The sequence below is a fragment of the Candidatus Paceibacterota bacterium genome, from assembly GCA_035583355.1.
In the GTDB taxonomy this organism is placed as follows: domain Bacteria; phylum Patescibacteriota; class Minisyncoccia; order Phycocordibacterales; family UBA6899; genus JAJZQJ01.
Genome location: DATEZQ010000001.1, coordinates 65,962 through 86,976, shown reverse-complemented (window position 1 = coordinate 86,976; position 21,015 = coordinate 65,962). Strand labels below are relative to the sequence as shown.

30 protein-coding genes are annotated in these 21,015 nt (G+C 46.1%); 7 read left to right on the top strand and 23 right to left on the bottom strand.

The window, feature by feature from the left end:
• Nucleotide 1: 1 nt before the first annotated feature.
• Genes VJ579_00480 through VJ579_00465 form a run of 4 tightly spaced genes read right to left on the bottom strand, consistent with a single transcriptional unit; the run spans nucleotide 2 to nucleotide 3,603 of the window.
• Nucleotides 2-2,200, bottom strand: a complete 2,199-nt coding sequence (locus VJ579_00480) for an ATP-binding protein (protein ID HXK37533.1) — start codon at nucleotides 2,198-2,200, stop codon at nucleotides 2-4.
• The gene (locus VJ579_00475; protein HXK37532.1) at nucleotides 2,197-2,628 is read right to left on the bottom strand and encodes a hypothetical protein; all 432 of its coding nucleotides are present in this window, start codon (nucleotides 2,626-2,628) and stop codon (nucleotides 2,197-2,199) included. Before VJ579_00475 ends, VJ579_00480 begins: the two co-directional genes overlap by 4 nt.
• A 4-nt stretch (nucleotides 2,629-2,632) precedes the next feature.
• On the bottom strand, nucleotides 2,633-3,100 hold the full coding sequence (locus tag VJ579_00470; GenBank protein HXK37531.1) for a hypothetical protein: 468 nt from the start codon (nucleotides 3,098-3,100) through the stop codon (nucleotides 2,633-2,635).
• An 11-nt stretch (nucleotides 3,101-3,111) separates the two neighbouring features.
• Nucleotides 3,112-3,603 (bottom strand): hypothetical protein, encoded by a 492-nt coding sequence (locus VJ579_00465; protein HXK37530.1) that lies wholly within the window; start codon nucleotides 3,601-3,603, stop codon nucleotides 3,112-3,114.
• 129 nt (nucleotides 3,604-3,732) lie between these two features.
• On the opposite strand from VJ579_00465, the gene VJ579_00460 reads away from it, so the two are divergent.
• Nucleotides 3,733-5,010, top strand: a complete 1,278-nt coding sequence (locus tag VJ579_00460; GenBank protein ID HXK37529.1) for an NAD(P)/FAD-dependent oxidoreductase — start codon at nucleotides 3,733-3,735, stop codon at nucleotides 5,008-5,010.
• 27 nt (nucleotides 5,011-5,037) lie between these two features.
• Here the strand turns inward: VJ579_00460 and VJ579_00455 are convergent, their stop codons facing one another.
• From VJ579_00455 to VJ579_00440, 4 genes are read right to left on the bottom strand one after another with little or no spacing between them, the layout of a single operon-like run.
• Nucleotides 5,038-6,141, bottom strand: a complete 1,104-nt coding sequence (locus VJ579_00455) for a DUF2914 domain-containing protein (GenBank protein HXK37528.1) — start codon at nucleotides 6,139-6,141, stop codon at nucleotides 5,038-5,040.
• Between the two features lie 40 nt (nucleotides 6,142-6,181).
• Nucleotides 6,182-6,580 carry a hypothetical protein gene (locus VJ579_00450; protein HXK37527.1) on the bottom strand — a complete coding sequence of 133 codons (399 nt, stop codon included), beginning with the start codon at nucleotides 6,578-6,580 and terminating at the stop codon, nucleotides 6,182-6,184.
• A gap of 49 nt (nucleotides 6,581-6,629) precedes the next feature.
• Nucleotides 6,630-6,869: a glutaredoxin domain-containing protein gene (locus VJ579_00445; protein HXK37526.1), complete on the bottom strand. Its 240-nt coding sequence runs from the start codon at nucleotides 6,867-6,869 to the stop codon at nucleotides 6,630-6,632.
• 1 nt (nucleotide 6,870) lies between these two features.
• Nucleotides 6,871-7,149, bottom strand: coding sequence for a metalloregulator ArsR/SmtB family transcription factor (locus VJ579_00440; GenBank protein HXK37525.1), 279 nt, complete (start codon nucleotides 7,147-7,149; stop codon nucleotides 6,871-6,873).
• A gap of 71 nt (nucleotides 7,150-7,220) precedes the next feature.
• Here VJ579_00440 and VJ579_00435 point away from each other — a divergent pair, with 71 nt between their 5' ends.
• Complete coding sequence (locus tag VJ579_00435; GenBank protein ID HXK37524.1) at nucleotides 7,221-8,219, top strand: hypothetical protein; 999 nt, start codon at nucleotides 7,221-7,223, stop codon at nucleotides 8,217-8,219.
• A 44-nt stretch (nucleotides 8,220-8,263) separates the two neighbouring features.
• Here the strand turns inward: VJ579_00435 and VJ579_00430 are convergent, their stop codons facing one another.
• Nucleotides 8,264-8,737: a cytidine/deoxycytidylate deaminase family protein gene (locus VJ579_00430; protein ID HXK37523.1), complete on the bottom strand. Its 474-nt coding sequence runs from the start codon at nucleotides 8,735-8,737 to the stop codon at nucleotides 8,264-8,266.
• Between the two features lie 140 nt (nucleotides 8,738-8,877).
• Here VJ579_00430 and VJ579_00425 point away from each other — a divergent pair, with 140 nt between their 5' ends.
• The gene (locus tag VJ579_00425) at nucleotides 8,878-9,885 is read left to right on the top strand and encodes a cation diffusion facilitator family transporter (GenBank protein HXK37522.1); all 1,008 of its coding nucleotides are present in this window, start codon (nucleotides 8,878-8,880) and stop codon (nucleotides 9,883-9,885) included.
• Between the two features lie 350 nt (nucleotides 9,886-10,235).
• Here VJ579_00425 and VJ579_00420 read toward each other — a convergent pair whose 3' ends face one another.
• Nucleotides 10,236-10,736 (bottom strand): methylated-DNA--[protein]-cysteine S-methyltransferase, encoded by a 501-nt coding sequence (locus VJ579_00420; GenBank protein HXK37521.1) that lies wholly within the window; start codon nucleotides 10,734-10,736, stop codon nucleotides 10,236-10,238.
• 1 nt (nucleotide 10,737) lies between these two features.
• Nucleotides 10,738-11,085, bottom strand: coding sequence for a nucleotide pyrophosphohydrolase (locus tag VJ579_00415; GenBank protein HXK37520.1), 348 nt, complete (start codon nucleotides 11,083-11,085; stop codon nucleotides 10,738-10,740).
• 88 nt (nucleotides 11,086-11,173) lie between these two features.
• Here VJ579_00415 and VJ579_00410 point away from each other — a divergent pair, with 88 nt between their 5' ends.
• Together VJ579_00410 and VJ579_00405 are read left to right on the top strand one after the other, a co-directional pair.
• Nucleotides 11,174-11,542: a hypothetical protein gene (locus VJ579_00410; GenBank protein ID HXK37519.1), complete on the top strand. Its 369-nt coding sequence runs from the start codon at nucleotides 11,174-11,176 to the stop codon at nucleotides 11,540-11,542.
• Between the two features lie 59 nt (nucleotides 11,543-11,601).
• Complete coding sequence (locus VJ579_00405) at nucleotides 11,602-11,991, top strand: hypothetical protein (protein HXK37518.1); 390 nt, start codon at nucleotides 11,602-11,604, stop codon at nucleotides 11,989-11,991.
• Nucleotides 11,992-12,017: 26 nt separating this feature from the next.
• Here VJ579_00405 and VJ579_00400 read toward each other — a convergent pair whose 3' ends face one another.
• The 12 genes from VJ579_00400 to VJ579_00345 form a co-directional block, all read right to left on the bottom strand.
• Nucleotides 12,018-12,959 carry an META domain-containing protein gene (locus VJ579_00400; protein ID HXK37517.1) on the bottom strand — a complete coding sequence of 314 codons (942 nt, stop codon included), beginning with the start codon at nucleotides 12,957-12,959 and terminating at the stop codon, nucleotides 12,018-12,020.
• 83 nt (nucleotides 12,960-13,042) lie between these two features.
• The gene (locus VJ579_00395; protein HXK37516.1) at nucleotides 13,043-13,621 is read right to left on the bottom strand and encodes a DedA family protein; all 579 of its coding nucleotides are present in this window, start codon (nucleotides 13,619-13,621) and stop codon (nucleotides 13,043-13,045) included.
• 5 nt (nucleotides 13,622-13,626) lie between these two features.
• Nucleotides 13,627-14,046: a hypothetical protein gene (locus VJ579_00390; GenBank protein HXK37515.1), complete on the bottom strand. Its 420-nt coding sequence runs from the start codon at nucleotides 14,044-14,046 to the stop codon at nucleotides 13,627-13,629.
• A gap of 22 nt (nucleotides 14,047-14,068) precedes the next feature.
• Nucleotides 14,069-14,710 carry a hypothetical protein gene (locus VJ579_00385; GenBank protein HXK37514.1) on the bottom strand — a complete coding sequence of 214 codons (642 nt, stop codon included), beginning with the start codon at nucleotides 14,708-14,710 and terminating at the stop codon, nucleotides 14,069-14,071.
• A 73-nt stretch (nucleotides 14,711-14,783) separates the two neighbouring features.
• A complete protein-coding gene (locus tag VJ579_00380) occupies nucleotides 14,784-15,686 on the bottom strand; it encodes a DUF2892 domain-containing protein (protein ID HXK37513.1) in 903 nt (300 codons plus the stop codon).
• Nucleotides 15,687-15,707: 21 nt separating this feature from the next.
• Nucleotides 15,708-16,634 carry an FAD-dependent oxidoreductase gene (locus VJ579_00375; protein HXK37512.1) on the bottom strand — a complete coding sequence of 309 codons (927 nt, stop codon included), beginning with the start codon at nucleotides 16,632-16,634 and terminating at the stop codon, nucleotides 15,708-15,710.
• 14 nt (nucleotides 16,635-16,648) lie between these two features.
• A complete protein-coding gene (locus tag VJ579_00370; GenBank protein ID HXK37511.1) occupies nucleotides 16,649-16,996 on the bottom strand; it encodes a thioredoxin in 348 nt (115 codons plus the stop codon).
• A gap of 32 nt (nucleotides 16,997-17,028) precedes the next feature.
• A complete protein-coding gene (locus VJ579_00365) occupies nucleotides 17,029-17,448 on the bottom strand; it encodes a rhodanese-like domain-containing protein (GenBank protein HXK37510.1) in 420 nt (139 codons plus the stop codon).
• 148 nt (nucleotides 17,449-17,596) lie between these two features.
• A complete protein-coding gene (locus VJ579_00360; protein ID HXK37509.1) occupies nucleotides 17,597-17,971 on the bottom strand; it encodes a hypothetical protein in 375 nt (124 codons plus the stop codon).
• 58 nt (nucleotides 17,972-18,029) lie between these two features.
• Nucleotides 18,030-18,794 (bottom strand): hypothetical protein, encoded by a 765-nt coding sequence (locus VJ579_00355; protein ID HXK37508.1) that lies wholly within the window; start codon nucleotides 18,792-18,794, stop codon nucleotides 18,030-18,032.
• Entirely contained in the window at nucleotides 18,787-19,368 is a 582-nt protein-coding gene (locus tag VJ579_00350; protein HXK37507.1) for an RNA polymerase sigma factor, read from the bottom strand. The genes VJ579_00355 and VJ579_00350 overlap by 8 nt, the downstream gene beginning before the upstream one ends.
• Before the next feature lie 32 nt (nucleotides 19,369-19,400).
• The gene (locus VJ579_00345; GenBank protein HXK37506.1) at nucleotides 19,401-19,724 is read right to left on the bottom strand and encodes a hypothetical protein; all 324 of its coding nucleotides are present in this window, start codon (nucleotides 19,722-19,724) and stop codon (nucleotides 19,401-19,403) included.
• A gap of 81 nt (nucleotides 19,725-19,805) precedes the next feature.
• Between VJ579_00345 and VJ579_00340 the strand changes: the two genes are divergently transcribed.
• Together VJ579_00340 and VJ579_00335 are read left to right on the top strand one after the other, a co-directional pair.
• Nucleotides 19,806-20,321 carry a hypothetical protein gene (locus tag VJ579_00340; protein HXK37505.1) on the top strand — a complete coding sequence of 172 codons (516 nt, stop codon included), beginning with the start codon at nucleotides 19,806-19,808 and terminating at the stop codon, nucleotides 20,319-20,321.
• 109 nt (nucleotides 20,322-20,430) lie between these two features.
• The gene (locus VJ579_00335) at nucleotides 20,431-20,991 is read left to right on the top strand and encodes a hypothetical protein (GenBank protein ID HXK37504.1); all 561 of its coding nucleotides are present in this window, start codon (nucleotides 20,431-20,433) and stop codon (nucleotides 20,989-20,991) included.
• The last annotated feature ends 24 nt before the right edge of the window (nucleotides 20,992-21,015 follow it).

The following is a 21,015-nucleotide window of genomic DNA, read 5'->3' as shown; positions in this document are numbered from 1 at the left end:
ATTAGTTATTATTTGGATCACTTAATGGAAAACGCACTGAGAATATTGAACCATCATTTCGCTTACTCTCAAACCAAATCTTCCCCCCTGCACGCTCGACCAACGACTTAGTAATGTAGAGACCAAGCCCAGTCCCAGCAGGCTGCATCGACGTTGCGTCCTTCCCGCGCACAAACTTGGTGAATATTTTGTCCTTCATATCAGCGGCTATACCGATGCCATTGTCAGAGACATCGATACGTAATGAATCACCATCAATAACGACGGAAATCTCAATCTTTCCTTTCGGCTTCGTGTAGTTTATCGCATTCTCTATGAAGTTTTCCAATACCACACGAATAAGGTATGGATCACAGAGAACCTTCTGCCCCTCAATTCCCTTATAATTTTGCACGATTGTACGTTTCGATAGCGTCTCTTCGTCGATCTCATCGAGTACTTCTTTCACCATATCAGGAATATCCACTTCAACATGATTACGCTGCGTGTCCTCGAGGTCTATACGTGACACATCAAGTAATGCTTCAGCAAGCCTGATCATGCGCTTATTGTTTCTTTCAATGCGCTCTAAGTAGTCCCGCAACACCTCTGGAGATGGTGGCGACCCGGGCCGCAGCAATCGTTCGATGTGCCAGCGCATCGTCGCGAGTGGTGTACGCATCTGATGCGAAGTAACGGAGATGAATTCATTCTTTGCCTGTTCAACTGCAAGCTCCTTCCCTACATCACGCATGAGCACGAATATCCCAATGGCCGCACGGTCTACACCTCTCCTTATAACCGTAGATTGCATGCGAATCGGCAGTGCTCCACCACTTGCCTGTTGTACATAATACGGCCCCTCCTCCGCAAACATCCCCCCCGAAAGTAATGCCTTCTCCAGTGCATCAAACTCCTTAGTCATGTCCTCATCAAGATACAAACGAAAGACCTTTAAGTAGTGTTGTCCAATAATCTCATCTCGGTTTCGCCCGAGCATATTCGCTGCGGACAGATTACAAAGTGTGATTATGCCATCATTGTTTATTGCACATGCCCCCTCCCGCATTGCTCCGATCATCACTGCATACCGATCTCGGTCTTCTCTGTATGCTTCTAGATCTTGAGCAAGCTTGATCGTACTGTCATCCCTCGTGCGCGCGAGCACGTTATACCGTACGGCAAGCCGTTCAATTGCGTTATACACGGACTTTATTTCGATCTCCTTGTTTCCAGGAATAAATTCAGTTATGCCTCGCAGCTGTTGCTCGGTATAATACGCCATCTGTTTGAGTTCGTTTACGAGTCGAAGCGGAATCCTACCAAAGAATATAAGTCCACATAATACACAAAGCAGACCGAAAAGTGCGGCACCAAGAAGTGCGAAGCTGCTTCCATAAAGGACGTTATTCTTTTCTATAGCGATGAGTTTCCAACCTTTCCCCGCGTATCCAGGGACTCCGGGCTCTGTCGCAATCGCAACAATTACCGAACTTACCCCGAATCTCATAACTCCGTGGTCAGCAGGACTAAGGCTACTTGCAAAATTCCAAACAGAAACTGGATCTGGGTAAAGTAGCCCTTCACTTGCGCGATCATTTGAGCGAGTACTTGAAAGCACTAATCCATTTGCATTCATCAGCTGTGCAGGAGAACCAATATCAGCAAGCGTACTCGTAAGTTCACCCGCAGTAAGTCGACCAAGAAGCACTGCATCTACTGTCCCACTATCTGAAATAATCGGTGACGCAAGTATCTGATTGGGTTGCAAAAAATTCCCAGAGGAAATCATATCGGTTTGCACCCGTACTCCGCGCATTGCCTCAACAATTGCATTCTTCTCTTCCTGATAGAGGACAATACCACCACCCGTAGATGCACAGACGGTTCCCGCACTATCGACGACAACAATGCGCTCCCAGCCATTTCGGGAAAACGGAAGCACAAGCTCTGTAACGCCATCAGACTTCGCGCATGCGCCCTTACTAATATGCGTAAGTACTGTCTGATTCTTGGCAAGCGCATCAAACTCTCTTCCTCTCTCAGCAAAGTACTCATCGACACGCCTAAATGTACCAATGAGCACCCTCTGCAAACTTCCGCCTATTGCGTCTTCACTTACACTCGAAAATACCATATAAAAACCAACTCCCCCAAAGACAAAGAGTGTAATAGTCGCAAGCAACGTGTTTAGCGTAAGTTTCCCTCGAAGAGTTTTCATGACGTAGGTGATGAAAGCGCAATTGCACGTGCCGCAAGCGGCGAAAGCATACTCAGTCGCCCTCGAGGAAGGCAACGTAAAATTGCACCCGCAAGCTGCACACTATGGGCTGGCTTAGGAACACAAACAGCACCTCCCCAATTCTTTTTTCCGCAGGAGGAATAAATAAGAAGTGGGAGATGTTTTCCTGCCGAATGTGTACGGATTGTGGCAATAATCTCTACCCCATGACCAAGGAATGCGAATGGATCCGCAATAATAAGATCGATACGTTCTTCTCCCGAAAGCACCTCGCGCGCGGACTGTTGATTTTCTATCGAAATCACCTTTGCAGTGAGACCGACACCAAGGAGTGCAGCAACAATCTCCCACCTCGTTCGTGGGTTTTCATCAATAAGCGCTAACGTAATGTTTTGAGAGGTAGACATATAATTAATGCGAAATGAGATGGAGTACACGACGCGTGTCCTTATTCATGAATAGTGGCACCAGTGTGAGTATTCCTGCCTCCTTATGAAGCACACGAGCAACTGCAAGCAGCCCCTCAAATGGAACGGCACCGAGTGAATCAAATGCACCAGCATCATTTAGTTTGATTCCAGGAATAGCTCGAACGATAGTTCGTACGCCTCGCCCCACAACACATTCCGCTCTTCCAAGCAACATTGCTGCAAGTATGTACCACTCTCGATCTGCTTTTTTAATAAAAAGATAATCAGGAGTTCGCTGCTTCGATACACATAGCAATTCGTTAGCAAGCCTCAGCGCAAATACGATTCCAGCAATCACAAGGATAATGAGACAAGATGCGATGATCACAGTACCGAGACTGAACCCAAAGAAATTTGTTTGAGTAAGAAACAGTGATATACCTGCAATGTAGTCTGTGAATATTCGCATATTCTTAAGAATTACTGCAGCCCAATATCATCTTCAAGGATTTCCGGTTTTTCAGCATTCACTGATAGGCTGCGTGGAATAACGGGACCAACATTAACGATAATATCGCGTCGAGGGCTATAGAGTATGGCCCGCTTCGACTCCTCAAAGACGACAAGAATATCTCCCGCTTCTGCTCCTCTGTAAAATTCCTGCTCATTGACGAGCGTATGTGGATCAGTAATCACCGCAACTCTCGGTGCTGTATTATCCTTCGGAAGCAGAATCTTGCGTGCAATTGCAGCAAGATAATCATCCGTCGAGCTGTTGGATGTCATAATGCCTACACTAGCAAGGCCTGACTTCTTATACTCGGCAAAGTACCAGACTGCATAGGCGCCGCTTGAGAGCACGAGTAGTGTCCAGAATATTGCCCCCAGCACAGTTGCACCTTTGTGACGAATGGGCACTGCGCGCTCTTTGCTGTCTGCCCTTGTCCTTTCTATGGGGATGTGATGTTTCATATGTACGTAAGTTCATACGGTGCAAACTGCGCGTTAAGTTTGCTCCATTACTATATTATTATATACTAATTATTACATATATAGTAGTAACCGCAATTCACCTTGTATTAGCGCAATAGATACAGTAGTATGTCTAGTATGAATATTTCGCCGAGAGAAACAGCGCAACGAACAGTCGTCGTTATCGGCGGAGGACCGGCGGGCATGATGGCTGCAATTACTGCAGCAAGAATCGGTGGAAAAGTGGTTTTACTTGAACGAAATAGCCGCCTTGGTGAGAAATTGCTTATTACAGGCGGAGGGCGCTGCAATATCACAAATAACGAAATCGATAATCGTAAGCTACTGACAAAATACAAAGATGCGAGTGATTTTCTTCACTCCCCTTTTGCTCAATTCGCAGTTGCAGATACTATTAAATTCTTTGCGGAGCTTGGTCTGCGCATGAAAGAAGAGCCTGGGGGCCGCATGTTTCCGATAACAAATAGTGCTCGAACCGTGTGGGAAGTACTTGGCGCAGAACTTGCACGGCAAGGTGTCTCAATTCAATATAATGCAAGAGTCGCGGAACTACTTAAAGATGGTGACCATATCGCGAGCGTTCGCCTTGATGACGGAAGAGTCATAAAGGGAGACGCATTCATCATTGCAACAGGCGGCACTTCGCGACCCGAGACAGGATCGACAGGAGACGGGTTCAAATGGCTTTCATCATTAGGACATACGATTCATGATTCTAACCCCTCACTCGTACCCGTAAAAACCCTTGAGCGTTGGACTCATGGAATGCTCGGACTTGCCTTTGAAGCAGCAAAAGTCTCACTCATACGTGACAAAAAAGTTGTTGCGAAGAAAACAGGCCGCATACTCTTCACCCACTTTGGACTTTCAGGACCGCTCATACTTAATATGAGTAAGGAAATTTGGACGTTGATGATGGAAGACTTAATTACTATCGAGATTGATGTTTTTCCAAAAACCGATGAGGGTGCACTTGATCGCATGATCCAAGAGAAATTACAGCCTCTGCAGAACAAACTGCTACGTAACGCGTTACCAGAAATCTTCGAGAAGTCGCTTGCTGAGGGGGTGCTTGAGAAGCTCAAGCTTGATGGCGAGAAGAAGGTTCATCAACTTACTCGTGCAGAGCGGCTTGCGATAGTGGGACTTGTTAAACACATTACGCTTACACCAACCGGTCTACTTGGTACCGATAAGGCGATTGTGACCTCTGGTGGACTTCCCCTTTCCGAAGTTGAAATGCGCACGATGTGCTCAAAGCGCCTTGCGAATCTTTTCGTAACAGGTGATGTACTTGATATTGATCGACCGTCTGGGGGCTACAGCCTACAACTCTGCTGGACCACAGGATTTGTCGCAGGAAAATCCTCAGTATTATACAAATAAAAAACACAATGCATCGCATTGTGTTTTTTATTTGATTACCTCTTTCAATGACGGATTCCCTACGAGTACTTCGAATGTGCGATATCCAAGGATCTGCTTGGCTCCAAGTTCTGCAACCACCCTCCACGTGCCTGGTTCAATCGAATCAACAGTTGAATAGGTACGATAACCATTTTGACGGCCACCTGAAATCACAAGAGGGATCACCGAACGCTGAACGTACTCTCCCAAAGCTGGATCAAAGCGTTCCCAGCGATGTATAAGATTGGTCTTAATATCAGCGGGTGCATAAACTGCAGTAAAGAATGTAAGGCCTTCACCCGTCCTTACATGATACCGCGGCAACAATCTTGGAAGACCAAAGCGTGCGTATATCGCTTGCGGCTCTTGCAGTGCAAGATAATCCGTAGCATTAACTCGACTTATGTCATGAAGGACTGTACCCTCACGCAACATGAGCGGGAGCGGAGGAATGCTTCCTGAATAAATAAGCAGTGGAATACCAAGCAAAATCGCTATAGTTGCAGAAATGAGGACTACCTTAGTCTTCATGAAGAGGCGTGGTGCTGTAGCACCAAGAAGCATAAGCATGAAAACTGCAAGTCCACCCGTGAGTGCAGTACTTATCGAGAGCGAAGTGAAACCTAATTCATTCCGAACGAGTGGAACAAGATAGAGTAAATAGGCGTAACAAAGGAAAAGTGTGGCACTAAACCGAACCCACACGCGCGAACGGTGATTACTTGCGAACTCATTTCCCGTAACAAATACAAATAAGATGAGCAGGAATGGAATACTCGTAATCACATCTGAACCCTTAAGATATGATACGAAGAGCACACTGGCGAATGCACCAAACGCAAACTGCAAAAGGATATCGAGTATGAGTTTCACCGTGGGGTCCCATCGCCTACTTTTCCCATCAGACATATCGCCTTCTGCACTTCGCGCAAAGACAAAAAGAAGGAATAGTGTTAACCCTGCGTAGATCGATGCAAGAAGTATCGCCCTCGGGGAATCAACTTGCGGAAATGTTGCCACGTCTATAATAAACGTGATAGCAAAAATAATCGGACTGAATGTATGTCTGTAGCGCAAATAGAACAATAATGCTTTCGAGATCCTATCCATCATGTGATTATATCGTAGAACATTCTAACTGTCTCACAAGCTAACGGTTACATTGCGGTGATGGCGACAAGCCACTTAATTTCGCTTCTGCGAGTGTTGCAAACCATATTCTATTCTCTTCCTTGATGCGCTGTGCCGCCTTACAATCTGCAGGATAATAGAGTTTCCCACTTACAGACGCCACAAAATTCTTTGCGGCTTTCTCGGAACCATTTCCAGTAGCAAGAAGCGGCGTCTTATCATATGGCACATAGGCTAACGCGCCAGAAACACTTAATTGGCTTTCTGCGACACTGGAGCGACCATGCATTTCTCCAAGCAAATACGCAGAGACAACGAGACACAGAGATACAACAACATACAACGTACGCAGCGAAAGATCTGGCGTTGCGCGGAGTAATTCATTTTTCTCACGAACAAACTGCGCAATCTTTTCCATGCAACTATTATATCACCAACAAAAAACACCACGATGTGGTGCTTTCGTTCTATAGGCCGAGCTGCTTTGCAAAAACATCAGGACGGAAACCAACAGTGATTTCGCCACCAATATCAATGACAGGAACACCCATTTGACCAGACTTCTGGACCATTTCCATCGCCGCAGCACGATCTCGGCTCACGTCGATATCCTTAAATGTCACACCATGCTCAGTAAAATACTGCTTTGCGTAGACGCAGTATGGGCAGCTCGGTGTTGAGTAAACGATTACTTCTTTAGTATTCATATTATTCAGCGTTATATTTACAAATAAACTTTTTTAAGTCCTCCATGAACTTTTCATCCGAAATTTCATAGCAAACATGCTTTCCATCGCGCATTGGAATAAGCAATCCCTCATCCTGCAAGGCACGAAGATGGTGTGAGACAATAGCTACACTCATATCGAGCTTCGCAGCAATCTCTGAAACGCAGATTTTGCGCCCTTCAAATATGACGCAAAGTATGCGCAAACGGCTCTCGTCCCCAACAGTGCGAATCTTTTTTGCCAGTTCATTCAAATGCATGTTTGAATAATACACGAAGGAGAAGAGAGCGTCAAGACCCTATGGAGTCATCTTGACTGAGGTGAAATATCATGTTATCACTACAACGGCAGCACGTCGCGTGCCATTGCGCATTTGGCGCAATTTTCGTTCTTTTCCACCTTACAATGCGCACCTGCGCAATCGAAGGAGTAATCGTGCTCGTAACGAATATCTGGGTTCTCGGCTCAGCAAACCTCCCCGTCCTCGCCGCGCTCTGGGCGACCAAGACGTTCATTCCTGAGCGCAAGGCGGCCGAAGTCAAGTTCATGAAGCGCTTTCCGCCCCTGAAGGACGTGAAGCCCAACGACCTTTTCGTCGGTACCGAGGACACCCTCACCAAGGCCGAAAAGGCCACGATGAATGGGCGTTTACTCGAGACCTTCCCTGCCATTCTCAAAAAGTATGGTACGGAGGCCGACAAGCAGGCGCTTGCAGACCTCTCGCGTTACGTCAGCCTCATGCACCCCCTGAAGACAATGGGCCAGCTCCTTTCCCCAAACGGAAAGAAGGAGTTGCAATCAGTGATCTCTCATACGGGCATCGATGCAGTCCTCTGTGCCCTGAAGTCTCTCTACCCCCACGGTGGAGACGTGCACTTCTCGCGCATGAGCGAGCTCTTCGATGGCATGCTGAAGTCGGGCAAGTCGCGCATTCAGATCAAGGAAGCAGCCGAGAGGACAGAGCTCATCCACGAAGGACGGATTGCCATCACTGCGCGTGCGGCAAATAGCCCTGTGCACGGTGCGCTCTTCCATGATCATGGAGTGAAGGTCATCATCTTCAATGATGGCTACAACCTCGGCATCCTTCGTCACCCTAGCGTGAAGATCAAGCTCGACGACGTCACCATCATGGCCCTCATCGACGAAGCTCGCGAACGCTCGGAGTGGCACATCACTCCCGCAGGCGGCCTCTTTCAGCGCGGCACCAGCGAGAACAGGAAGTTTGATTACTCTCGAGTGAACAAGTTCAGGCTTGCTGATGCACTCGCCACCCTGATGGATTTAGCAGCGCCCAAAGTGCGTGAACTCGAATCGTCCGAAGCTTAATCCAAAATCAATACAAATGCCCCGCAAACGCGGGGCATTTTTACTTAGTATTTCACGACTGCCTCTTCCAAAATATCGAGCTTCACTCCCGCCTCTTTCAATATTTCCTTCGAACGATCTGCTGCGTGATAATCCTGTTTTGCAACAACTCGCTTTACGCCCGCATTCACAATCATCTTCGCGCAGATATAGCATGGAGTCATGCGCACATAAATAGTAGAGCCATCAAGCGCGATTCCCACGCGTGCAGCTTCAACAATGGCATTCTGCTCGGCATGGGCCGTACGTATACAGTGCTGAGTCTCATGTCCATCAGCATGCTTCACCGTATGAAATTCATGACCCACCTCATCGCAAGATGGAAGCTTGCGCGGAGCCCCAGCATAACCAGTAGAAAGGATATGATTGTCGCGTGTCACTACAGTACCCACGCGCCCACGATCACACGTCGAACGCGCGCCGACCGCTTCACAAATATTCATAAAATAGGTATCCCAATCTGGGCGTTCATAAGTCATAGGTAAATAGTAGCAGAATTTGGAGAAATTACTAAATTCAAGGTAATGAGGTTCTGAGGGAGATCCGACCAAATCGAGTATCTTTATCCCCTTATTCCCTTATCCCCTTATTCCCTTGTATTCCATGCTATCATTATCAAATGTCTTCACATGCTCACGGCAAGACCTCAGTTATAGCCGCGCTTATAGGCAATACCATCGTCACGATCCTCAAAACCGTGATGGCCATGATCAGTGGCTCTACAAGTATGTTCGCTGAGAGCGTCCATAGCTTCGCTGATACACTCAATCAGTCACTTCTCCTGATCGGCATCAAGCGTTCAAAACGTCCCGCCGATGATGATCGTGGTTATGGATATGGTATTGAACGCTTCTTCTGGTCACTCATTTCTGCCTGCGGCATCTTATTCATCGGTGCAGGTGTGACGGTCTACCACTCTATTGACTCGCTCTTGCGCAATGAGGCCTCGATACCCTCGGAATTCAACTACATCACATTTGTTGTCTTGGTAATCGCGCTCGTCGTCGAAGGGGCAACCCTCCTCATTGCTATCCGTGAAGTGAAGGGTAATAAAAAATTATCACGTAAGATATTTGCCGACGCTGATCCCGTAACACTTGCGGTTGTCTATGAAGACGGTGCTGCAGTGCTCGGTGTTATGGTAGCGATGCTTGCACAAGCCCTTGTATACATTACGGGAAATAACCTCTACGATGCACTAGGCGGTATCATCGTTGGATTCATTCTCGGCATACTCGCGATACTGCTTATCATCAAGAATCACCAGTATCTTATCGGAAAACCATTGAATGAGAATATTCGCGAGGATATCATGGATTTCCTCCTCAAAGATCCGTGTATTGAACACATCCTTGAGTTCAAATCAACCGCTATCGATGTTGGGAAATATCGTATATTTGCAACCGTCGAATGGAACGGATCTCCACTCTACGAAGAGATCTATGACATAGGGGACCTGCGTGAAGAGTTCGATGAAGTGCGTGAGGACTATAGCGAGTTTGCGAAACTTATGCTCAAGATGCTCGATCGTATCCCCCGTCTTGTAGGCAACCATATCGACAAGATTGAGAAGCAAATGAAGGAGCGTTTTCCTGAAGTCGCATACGTCGACATTGAAATCAACTAAACGGGCTTCGGCTCGTTTTTTAATGTAAAGAAAATGGCCCACTTTCTAGTGAGTCATTTTCTTCGTGCATTATCGCTGGAAACCACTAATTCTCAGATTAACTGATAACGCTGGGCGAACACTATACATTCCTATGAATGTGTCTACTTTTGCATGCGATAATCACGTACTGCAACGGCGCCACTTTGGAAACCGCTTTGCAAGCAAAGATACGGTGAATGGTCTCCCTCCTCGTCCATTTTCTTTATTTCATGGTCATCCGTTACTTTAATACTAGCACTATAGAAATCTACTACAATGCACAGATTATACACATTCTATACACATAACATTCATGAAATAGCGCCCCGTTAAGCGCCCCCACGCTCCATCTCAAGAAGTCGCCTTTTTAGCTGCACACCGAAGGCATACCCACCGGGTCCCCCATCAGTACGCAACACGCGGTGACAAGGGACCAATAGTACAAGTGCATTCGCTCCACACGCGGAGCCGACCGCACGCATCGCACGAGGATAGCCCACTCGAGACGCCATGAACTTATACGACTCAGTTTTACCCCACTTTATTTTTTCTATCTGGAGCCAAACCTTTCTCTGCAAGACACTTCCCGATTGTTGTTTCTTGATATTCTTGAGCGCATCTTTCTCTCCGGCAAAATACTTTTCCAAGCTTCGCGTGTACTCATGGATTCCGATATACGGTACAACACGCACGTCCTTATATGCCTTCCCCAATCGATCCTTGAGCTTTAGTGGTGTACCAAAACCCGATGCATGCACCACATTGTGCTCGTCCATAAGCATACAGAAATTTCCTAGTGGTGTTGTGGTGTTTAAAACAAACAATTGCATATCAAAGTTTATTATATTTCGTATGCTTCCCCTTAGATTTCTCGACAGGATACTTCTCTCCGTTCATCTTCATCTTCTTACGAAGCGCCTCTTCGATATCTATTCCAAGATCGTAGCTCATAAGCAGGACTACATTAAGAACATCAGCAAGTTCTGAACCGATGGCCTCTTTTTCTCGTTCTACATGCTCGGCCATCTCTCCATCGTTTTTCCACTGAAAATGCTCAAGCACCTCCGCTGCTTCAAGCGAAAGTGAGATGGCGCAGTCTTTAGGATTATGGAACTGCTTCCAATCCCGCGCATCACGAAAATCGACAATCTCTTTTGATAATTCCTGTATTACGTTCATGTGACCCATAGTACCGCAGGCATAGCACACTGTCACTCACCTTGACTTGAATGATATTCAGGTTATTATGAGGCGACTTCAATCACTTATGACAAACAACGACAACGAAATTCTTTTAGTCCGCAGCGCGCTCAACCGCGACTCGGATCCCTTGCTTGCCTATATCAGCGAGAGCCTTGATGCACTCGTGACTGAGTTCGAGACTGATCCAAAGATCGCCGAGCTTGAAATCCCTACCACCTCACTACGTAAGTCGGCGGAAAAGCACTTCACTCAAGCAGTGGTGCGTTATAATGCTCTTATTGAAAAGCGCGAGTCTGGAGATACTGATGAACTTCCCACATTCATCACTTTTTACTCATGGTTTGCAAAACAAGGCATGACTGAATATGCGCACCAGTGGGCAATGATTCTTATGGCAGGCGGATGTTCAGATTGCGGAACACATAGCCACTAAAACAGCCTTGGGCTGTTTTTCGTTGCATCCCTCTGCATCCTTTGTTATGCTTAACGCATATGGAAGACCATCCACCACTATTCTCTCCCGAGGAGTTGAACGGCTTGCCTGTCACCCCTTCTGAGCAACATGATAATGTCATCACATTCATACCCCAGGAAACTGTGCCACGGCCACCTATAAGCACAATCGCGCCGCTGACACCAGTATTCAACCCTGCAGAGATTGTCACTCATCCTGCACCAGAGAACACCCAGCTCTCGCTCGCTGAAGCTGCCGCAAAGTATAAAGAGATGGTTGGCGTCTGGCCAAATGATGAACTGAGCGAGGAAACCATTCGCAATGCAATCAGCAGTGTGGATGCCGCAGAGGCAGAGAATCTTCGTCTTATGGAGATCACCCGCAAAGAGGACGCCGAAGAGACACGCAGACTGTATCGTGGTCAATAATAAAAATGCCCTTATGGGCATTTTTATTATTTAAAGATCATCGTTCCACCATTATTCTTTAACATAAGTCGTAACTCCCCTCTATCGGTAAACAGATAATTCGTAACCTCCGTAAGCTCTTTCGTAAAAGTTGATTCCTGAGAGTTTTCGCAAAACATCTCTGTAGAAACAAGCTGATTGAACGTAATCTTGCCATCGCTCGCAACGTATTCACCACCAACCCTATTGCAATCAGTGCCCACAGTAACCTGATTCTTAGCGGTAAATGCTAAAGAGAATCGGTCCATTTGCTTTGGGGTGACCAGAGTCTTATCACTCAGCTCTGATGACTGCCACTTCCATGTCTTCATGCCGAGCGTCATGCGTGCAGGATCAGCCTCTCCAGGAATATCCGCTACGACACCAAATCGCATAGACTCAATATCAAGTTTGAGGCGAAGAGTCTTTCCTTCCGTTGGAGCCTCAGCAAATGACTGCCCCTTGCCTCGATCTGCGTAATTCACGAGGATAATCCCACGTTCATTTACTGTAATAGACTGTGGAGCGATACGATCACCAACGAAGTACGCTTCTGAACCTCTCAGGCCATCTCTTGCCGCAAGTGCTACCGCAACATAGTAGAATGTTCCCGATCCCCCTTGTTCTTGTGTAAGGAAAAATACAGCATCTTGTTTTCCATCATTGTTCAAGTCGGCATAAGTTTCATTGCCAAAAAACTTCGTCGTAATGAAAGATGCTGAACCTGGAGCAACTTGCTCACTCATCGTACCCTGTACAAGTTTCACTGGCCTTCCATCAAAAACATACGTACCATTTCGTATGTCTAGGCCAAGGTTAACATTTGTCCCAGCATCAACAACAGGAGGCGGTAATGTCTCCTCCACGTTATTTGTATTTTTGTACCAAGAGAAAATGAGGATTCCAAGCACAAGCACTATGAGAGATACATATACCGCACGTCTATTCATCATCATATTATTTTTAGGCACTCGAATGAGCCTTAATGATTATTCTGTAATTATACCCTATTTCACTACTGACTTGTAATTAATTACTTCCTCTGTATTGATTTAAGCACAACAATGATAATAAATGTGAGCGAAATCATGAGACCAATGAGACTCATGCTATCGGAGAATGTCTCAGTGAATGTTCCGAGTATATAACCTCCAAAGAGGAAGATACCTGCGGAAAATGCATTGCCGAGTATATCGAACGTAAGAAAACGCTTCATAGGGACACCTGCAAGCCCCGAGAGGAAGTTCACCGTACACCCTGCAATACCAAGGAAGCGCGAGAAAAAGACCGTGAGCCCCGCATACTCCCGGAGATAGGCCTCAAGCTTTGGGAGATAAGGGATCTTTTCGAGATGACTGCGCTTGATGTAGCGGTGCTTCCATATCGCAGTAAGCATATAACCAGTGTAATCCCCAAGTACATTACCCAATATTGCAACCCCAAAGGAAGCCCAAAGATTCAAAAATCCTTGGCTTGCAAATACGCCGGCCGCAAATACCAGCGTGTTAATAGGAAATGGGATAAGCAAACCTGCAACATACATGACGATGAATAACGTCACATATTTGTAAAGCAGCAGGTAAGAAAGTAGTATGGAGAGTACGTAATCCATTGTTTCTATTCCTTAGCTTCCGTACTCGTTTCCACAAAATACTTCCCTACAGTATCGATAACAGCAAGCGTAAACTCACGCTCGCTGAGCCTGTTGATCTTTGCATATCTATGAAGCGTGATTCGAGGAAATCTTGGATCGGCGATATTGAGTGTCGTCTTGATATAACTAGACGGAATTCGAAATACCGTAGCAATGTAATCAAATGTCATCCAAGGCTCAATAAGTGAAATATCCTCAACAGTAAGAGCGTGCTGTCTGCGGAAATTCGATATCTGCATCCGCTTGCCATGCACCATTTGTTCGCGCGCGATATAGTGGTACTGCGCAGCAAGAATAAGCGCAAGATATGCGAGGATACCCAAAAGTAGTCCAATGAAGAGACGCACAACGAGCAAATAACGTGCAGGAATTGGCTTTTTCATAGCGTATAGAGTGATTATAACACTAGCCCCTGATACGTGCGATACATCTCCCTCCAAACCAAATAGTGAAGATAAGTAAAATCTGCAGCAGAATATTTGCAAGAATGAGACCGAGGGCAACAAGCCCAAAGGTCATAAACTCAGGAATCTCGACAAAAAAGAGTAGAATAAGCAAGAACCACATATTCTTCATGTCCTGAATAGATGGACCGATCATAGCACCAACGTTTAACAACAGGAGCAACATGGCATAGCTCTGCCAGTGGAAGACGTCGAGTTGTAGCAAAAGCGAGAGTGGTGCCATCAATATGCTGCGAGTGTCTGCGTCAGGAACGACCGGCGTGAAAAAACTTCCAAAAACAAAATGATTGAGCAAAAAGAGGAAAAGTAATCCACCAAAGACCGGTGCTGAGGAAATGAGCATATTCCCAATGAACGGAATCTTTGATTTATGATACGCAACGTGGGGCTGCTCAGAGAACACAACGAACTCTTCGATTTTTGCAAAGGTTAACAAGCACAAAAGTGCATGTGATGACTCATGCACAAAAGCCCCAATATAATAGAGGTAGTGCGTGAGGCGGTAATTAAGATAGCGCCAGTTCAGCCAGTTACTGACGTAGCCAGCAAGCACAATAAGAATAAGGATCGTACCTAAACTCATTAATAAAGCATAACACGAGCACGAGACAACAAAAAACACCCGCGATACCACACTCGGGTGTTTTCCTTTAGCACTATCCACGCACGAGATACACTTTTACAAATGCTGACTTAAGCTCATTGCCCTTTTCAGGAAGCTTTGCTGCTTCTCCCTTCTGTGCAAGAAGATAGAGCTCATCGAGTCTTAGGCGAATCGATTGAATCTCTGTATCATTCGCTTCAGCCTCAACGGCTTTGAGTTTTTCGCTTACCTCCCCGTAGACCGCAAGCGTACCCTCTATATTCTTTTCCGTCGCAGGAGTCAGTATCTTCTCCATCGCATCATGGAAATCCACAAGCGTTACTGCAAGCATAGAGAAGTTATTGCGCTTAAAGATTTCTTGGAATACTGGACGCACTTGCTCCAGATCAGTATGTGCTGCCTTAAGATCACCAGTATTCACCTTATCGTTCACCGACGCAATGATTTGCCCCACCCTAATGAGGTCACTATTGAGCTGTCCATCACCACGCAATGCATAAGGATGGTACGACTGATATTTCGCGCTGAAAGGTGCGTATGCCATTATCAGCTTCTGGTAATTCTCTACCGCCTCAGCGCGTTTCTCTTGCCCCGTAAAGAAAAGCGTCTGCTTGTAGAAATTATTCATACGATTGAAATCCTCAAGATAGAACTTCTTCGTAAAGAAATTGCTATAGTAGCCGCCCACCGTGAGCAGCGCAAGCACAAAGACTACAAATGCAATGCGTACAGGGACTGCAGGACATTTTTCCTCTGGTACAAACGTACTCACTCCAATGAGCTTATAGAGCCCACAAAAGCCTGTAATAGCGGTAATGAGCATTACTGCTGCAAGAGCCCAAAAGAGCACTGCGAATGCCCCAGAGACCCAGTAAAAAGCAACTAAGCCAAATACTACTGCAAGTACGATGCGCACTTTCTTATCCCACTTTCCGACATTTTTTGAGAAATTCATGATAACAATGTTATCGAATAATTATTTGATGCGTTCGACATAGTCAGCAGCAGCAAGTGCAGCAATCGTACCATCAGCGACTGCTGTAGTAATCTGGCGATAGCGCTTTTGTGTACTATCTCCTGCTGCAAACACTCCGGGCAAACTTGTCTCCATCTCCGCTCCAACCATTATCTCACCTGCCTGGTTCAAATCAAGCACACCCATGAGTGTCTCAGTATTTGGTATATAGCCGATGAATATGAATACTCCATCAGTTTTTCTATTGACCACCTCATTCGTTTCCAAATTTTTTATATCAACACTTTCAAGCTTCTCTGCCCCATGAAAGGCGACTACTGCAGACTTCATGAGAAAATCAACCTTTGGATGCTGTTCTGCCTCCTCTATCGCATGCTTGTGTGCATCGAACTGTCCGAGCTTATGCACAATGGTCACCTTCTTGGCATACTTCGTCAATGAGACCGCTTCCTCGAGCGCTGAATTCCCTCCGCCGACCACAATGATTTCTTTGCCGGTAAAGAAATCGCCATCACATGTAGCGCAGTATGATATTCCCTTACCCTTCAATTCTTCTTCGCCTGGAACTCCAAGAGTTCGCGATCTCCCGCCTTGCGCAAAGATAATACTTTGTGCGGTATATCGCATACCGTCATCAAGCATTACTTCTTTTAGTGCACCATCAAGCACAAAACTTCGAACAGTTTTGTTCGAAAGTATTGTGCTGCCGAATGATTCCGCCTGCTTCTGCATTGTCCGGGCAAGCAGATATCCGCTCGTCTTTTCCACTCCGGGATAGTTTGCGATTTCATGCGTCAAAATCATTTGCCCACCAATAGTACCCTCATTAATAATGAGCGTCTTTAGCTTTGCCCTTGAGAGATAGATTCCTGCAGTAAGCCCCGCAGGTCCGCCTCCCAAAATTATAGTGTCATAATGATTTTCCATAGTCTTCACAAGTACTACTTTGTGCCGAACTCCTTTTCGAGGATTGCGGTTACCTGACCCTTCGTCTGGATGCTTGAAGTTGCCTTAACCACCTTGCCATTCTTGTAATAGATCGTGAATGGAATACCCATGAAGCCCTGCACCTCAGGAAGATCACGAATAACATCCGCTGCGGGAGTATCGAATTCGAAGTCACAGAATTTCACATGAGTGAACTGCTGCTCGAGCTCCTCGGCGATGCCATAGACAGGAATACACATAGGACCCATGCGTCCACAGATAATCATAACGTTCTCGTTCTCGCTCAATACCTTCTGGTACTCCGCAACGCTCGTAATATGATGCAAGTTTGTATATAACATATTGTTGTTTGTATTTTTCTTAATAACTAACCTTAAATACTCAAAGGAATCAATTTTATCGAATCTTTACTACTTACGACTCCTCCTGCAAGTTCGTAAATATGCTGAAATCCATTTGCTCTCATAATAGTGATGGACTTTCCCGACCTGTTACCAGAGCGACAGTAAACAAAATATGTCTTCGAGGGATCAAGTTTCTTGATCTCGGACTCAAATGTTGCATCCTCGTAGTCGACGTTGATCGCTTGATCAATGTGTCCTGCAGCGAACTCAGTCGGCGTGCGCACATCAAGCAAGACCGCATCGCTTGTCTTACTAAACGTCTGCATGAATTCACTGCCCGACAATTGCATTCGCTGTGTTGGGAAAAACACGAACAATGCAATAAGAAGTAGAAGGGTTATACCAATCCCCACATAGAACTTTGTGTCTTTGGTCTCTTTCTTTGCCATATAGCTCAAATATTAATAACTGCCTGAATATTTGCCATTACCGTGCAAATTACATTCAAATGTACATTTGAATGATACACCAAAGAACTAAATCTGTAAACAACAAAGAACATACGTTATGTATGTTCTTTATGGGGTGTTAATTTGCCTAGAAACCACGATGCATTCCGCGACCCATTCCTTGACCACGGCCATTTGCCATGCCTGCGCCCATACCAAGACCGAGCTGCTGCCTGATGACCTTAGCCTCTGCAGTCTTTCCTGCCTGCTCAAGCTTCCACATCTCTACGAACTTTGGGAAGTTGTCCTTGGTAATAACTGTTGATACGCGAGTACCTGCAGTATGGAGCTGCTTCCAAGCGTCGTAATTACCGCTTGTGATTGCTGCGGTCATTGCAGTGTGGCGCTCTGGCGAGTAATTAGGACCACGCTTTGTAGCGTCACCCTGATAAGCAAATGCAGTTGATGCAGCTGCTGCCAAGATAAGCGTGGCAACTCCTGCAGTAATGATCTTCTTGTTCATTGTAATTGAAGTTATATTAATTAAGGCCTTCACCTATTAATACGCATCAAAAACAAATTTATCGCATCATCCCCTTCCTCCCTGCGCCACCTACTGCACCACCAAACATACCTCCGTGAACCCCGCTACCATTCATCATTCCCTGACCCATCCACGGACGGACTTCACTGGCTATAAATTGATCACCAGCCGCTTGCCCAATAATCTTTACCAATGTCCCCGGCACAAGCTGTACCCTACTGCGCACCAACGCATTAGTCATATCAATAGCCCAAACTTTATTTTCAAAATCTGTAAGTTCAAAACTTGTTGCAGCAACAGAACGTATCGTCCCTGCGAGTAACCCCTGCTCAGGATGTGACCAGACTTCAGTCTGCTGGAACATCATATTCTGGAGCACTCCACCTCCTCCACGAATAGAGCGTTGGAAAATACGGCCCGCACCCATATACATGAGGAGGCTACCGAAGAGCATCGTGACGAGTATGAATATCCCCGCAATACGTACGAAACTGTAACGATAGCCAACCTCGGTCTTCCCGTAGTAGAAGTCGCCAAGCACTACCAGGATAACGAAGGCTACAATCCAGAAATATGGCACTGAGTGCAGTATGAATCCGAAGCCAAGCCTTGGAAAAAGATCCCAATCATTCCCATCTAAATTAAAATAGATTGCAGCTATTGCAACCGCAGCAAGAGCTCCTGCAATCATTGTCGGTGCCCAAAACTTGAGTCTGCGGAGCATAACCGTGGCCTTTGACTCAGGAGTGATGCCGAGTTTCTTTATGCGCTCCATTGCGCTCTTTGCAATATCCTTATCCATGTTTTTCGTTAGTTATATTTTCATATTCGACCTTAAACAACTTCTTTCCGCGGCTAATGAGATTCCCCACCGTACTTATCGGCTTCTGGAGAATATCGGCTATCTCGATGTAATCCTTCTCTTCGAGATAACGAAGTGTGAGTACTTCAGCATACTTCTGATCCATAAGTGCCAAGATGCTGTTGATGATCTCTCTATCGAAGATATTATTGATATCCTTCTCAATATCGAGTGTTCCAGCGAACTTCTGCATGTCTTCATCCTCGAGGTGCACCACGGGACGCACGGAACGCTTGCGCATTGCGCTTATTGATTCATTGTGCGCAATGCGATAGATCCATGAAGAGAATTTGAGTCGTGTATCAAAACTGTTCAAGTTTTGATATGTTTTCACAAAAACATCTTGCAGTGTGTCTTCGACATCTTCTTTGTGACCACCTGAAATGCGCGCAATATAACGCGCAAGCTTTTCCTCATAGCGCTTTGCGAGACAGAAAAACCAATCCGAGTTCTGGAGTGCAAGTGTGACGAGCTCCTCGTCAGAGTTCAGTGTGCAATCTATTGGAGTGGTCATGTTGTATATGTAGTACGCACAATACCGCACTTTTATCGCATCACAGGCTTTGCGCGCCTGATACCCACAAGCCCAAGGACAAACATAACAAAGACAATCGCTTTGAGCACGTAGTCACCATTTGGATTCAAAAATTGTACGGTCATCGGGGTCATCCTGCCAACAATGAGATGCGTAAGGATGCCAATCGGCAGCGTCATCCAGACCCAGTTCACCATAGGAACGATAAAGCCAAGCTTGCGCATAATACGCGAAAGTAAGGGTGCGAGGAGCGCCATACCGAGGAATGACACGGTGAGGTCAAATACGGCGTAACCAAGCACACGGTAATGACGCAGGAATTCGATAGTAAACATAGGACAATCATCGCACAGTTTTGCAACTCATACAACAAAATTGTATTTTGCGCTTTATCTCATACCATGTATATTGAATATATGCATTGGATACTATTTACGGGAACTTGGAGACTTACCAATAAGCAGGTTGAGGAGGATGTTCGTAATGCAGCCAAAGAAGTACTCGAACGCGGTGATGGCATCATCACTGGCGGAGCAACGGGTGTTGATTATTTCGCCATGACGGAAGCGATGGAGTATGATCCTTCAGGCGAAAGGCTACAAGTATTCTTGCCCACGAATCTCAAGAACTACATTCGTGACTATCGCGAGAATTGGTGCCATGCGCCAGTGACACAAGAATCAATTGATGAACTTGCCACTTGCCTCAAGCTTTTGCGTCGCGCAAAGCCCGAGCATGTGCATGCACTCCCTGAGGATGGAGAAATTACACAGGAGCACTATAACCTTCGCCATGACGGTGAAGTGAAGGTTGCCGATGAAGTCTATGCATTCCAGGTGAATGCGAGTTCAGGAACACAAGACACGATTGATAAAGCAAAGGCTGCGGGATTACCGATTACGCTACATAAGCAATATACAATCGCGGAATAATAAAACACCCTGAGGGGTGTTTTATATTTGTGGGCTCGAAAAAGTATATTTGACAATCATATTTGAATATTGTATAAAGAGACCAGACGATAACCACAAGGAGAATCTCGTGTTCACCACGATACTGACGATGTTCATGCTTGGACTCGCAAAGCTTAATTTCGAATTCGCGATCAAGCGCATCTTCGAGTTGAAACTTCCTGCCCAACAGATGGAGCAGATCGCAAGAACGATCATCAAGGATTCCATGAGGAAGCATTGGGCGAGCATAATTACCCTCGCTGAGCGCTACTCTGGGAATGAAGCTCGCTGCTTCCACAAAGAACTCCTCGTCTGGGCCGTGGGGACAGGGTCACTGCGCTACGCACAACTCTATGCTGCCCACCTCGGACGTGAACTCACCAAGGAAGAAGCGCAGTATATCCTCGAAAGACACGTGTCCCGCAACAGAATCGAGGAATCCGAGGTTCACGCATTTACCAACCTCGGAGTCCTCCCCATCCAGCCTTCCATCATCGAACATTACGTGAAAGAAAATCTCGGACGAGGTCTCAAGAAAGAGACAGCAAGAATGCTCGGACACCTTGGCCTCACACTCGACGATTTCGCTCTTTCCCCGCATGAAATGCGCATCTACGAATGCGCGGCGGCCGTGAGCTCACGGCAATAACAAAACACATCGGCCACTAGTGGC